Below are 1,548 nucleotides of genomic sequence, written 5' to 3'. Positions count from 1 at the left end.
GCTCGTCGAGGAAAGCTTCGCCGGGCTCGTCGAGCTCGTCACCGGCGTACGGCGCGCGATTCCGGTCTCGCTGCGGCGCTGGCGCAAACGCATCCTGTCGGTCGACAACTGGCGTGAAATCGGCGCGTTCCGCCGCGCGCTCGCCGCCGAGCACTACGATCTCGTGATCGACTGCCAGGGGCTCATCAAGACCGCGTGGGTCGCGAGCCTCGCGCGCGGGCCGCTGGTGGGCCTCGGCAACCGCACCGACGGCGCCGGCTACGAATGGCCGGTGCGCTTCTTCTATCAACGGCGCGTGCCGATCGAGCCGCGCACGCACGTGGTCGAACGCACGCGCCAATTGGTGGCCGCGGCGCTGAACGACCCGCCGCCGCAGCCGACCGATGACATCGACTTCGGCATCGATACGGGGCGCGCGGCGCTCGCGCTATCGCAGGCGAATCTGAACCTGCCGGTGCCTTACGTCGTGTTCGTGCACGCAACCTCACGCGCCGACAAGCAATGGCCGGAGACCGCCTGGATCGAACTCGGCCAGTCGCTGGTGCGGCGCGGGGCGTCGATCGTGCTGCCGTGGGGCAGCGACGCCGAGCGCGCGACCAGCGAGCGGCTCGCGAACGAGTTCGGCGCGGCCGCCATCGTGCCGCCGAAGCTGTCGCTCGCGGCGGTGGTCGGCCTGATCGACAGCGCCGCCGCGACGGTCGGGGTCGACACAGGCCTAATCCACATCGCGGCGGCGCTGAAGCGGCCGACGGTCGAGTTGTACAATTTCTCGACTGCATGGCGCACGGGCGGCTATTGGTCGCCGAACGTCGTCAATCTCGGCGCGGCCGGGCAGCCGCCGACGCTGCAACAGGTGAAGTCGGCGCTGGCCTCTTTTGGCTTGCTGTAGCCCGCGTCTGCTGCAGGCCGGCTCAAGCCGGTCCGCTGATCCGCGGCAATTCGCCGGCGCGCTTCGCGTTGCGCACCTTCCGTTCCCAAGGCGACCATGAACGAAACCCAGATCATCGAAGTAGCGACCGCCGACTGGCACGGCCGCCATCTCGCCGTGCCCCGCGAGACGCTGCTCGCCGGCGTCGAGCGCGGCAAAGTGCTGTACTTCCCGAACCTGCGCTTCGCGATCGAAGGCGGCGAGCAGGCGCTGCTCGACCCCGCGATCGCCGACCCCAATCGCAAGAACATCAGCCTCGAGCCGAACGGCAGCGCGCTGCACGGCGTGGCCGGCGACGCGGTCACGCAATCGGCGGTGCGCGCATTGATCGCGCGTTATCAGGCGAATGCGCGCACGCTCGTCGATGGGCTCTTTCCCGAGTACAACGGCAAGCTGCGCGTCGCGCCGACCAGCCTGCGGCTGCATCAGGTCGAAACGCGCCAAACCTCGTGGCGCAAGGACGACAGCCGTCTGCACGTCGATGCGTTTCCGTCGCGGCCGAATTACGGCGAGCGCATTCTGCGCGTGTTCACCAACGTCAATCCGCATGGCACGCCGCGTGTCTGGCGCGTCGGCGAGCCGTTCGAAGACATGGCGCAGCGTTTCCTGCCGCGCATCAA

At 68.9% G+C, this 1,548-nt stretch carries 2 protein-coding genes; both read left to right on the top strand.

The features are described from left to right. Window positions 1-889: lipopolysaccharide heptosyltransferase I (waaC, locus tag VGH68_RS21740; RefSeq protein ID WP_331605773.1), on the top strand; the 889-nt coding region annotated here is incomplete at its 5' end. Window positions 890-985: 96 nt separating this feature from the next. Further along, the coding region (locus VGH68_RS21735) for a Kdo hydroxylase family protein (RefSeq protein WP_331605771.1) at window positions 986-1,548 on the top strand (563 nt) is incomplete at its 3' end.

Source organism: Paraburkholderia sp. (genome assembly GCF_036488505.1).
Lineage (GTDB): Bacteria > Pseudomonadota > Gammaproteobacteria > Burkholderiales > Burkholderiaceae > Paraburkholderia.
This window is presented reverse-complemented; position numbering and strand designations above follow the sequence as displayed.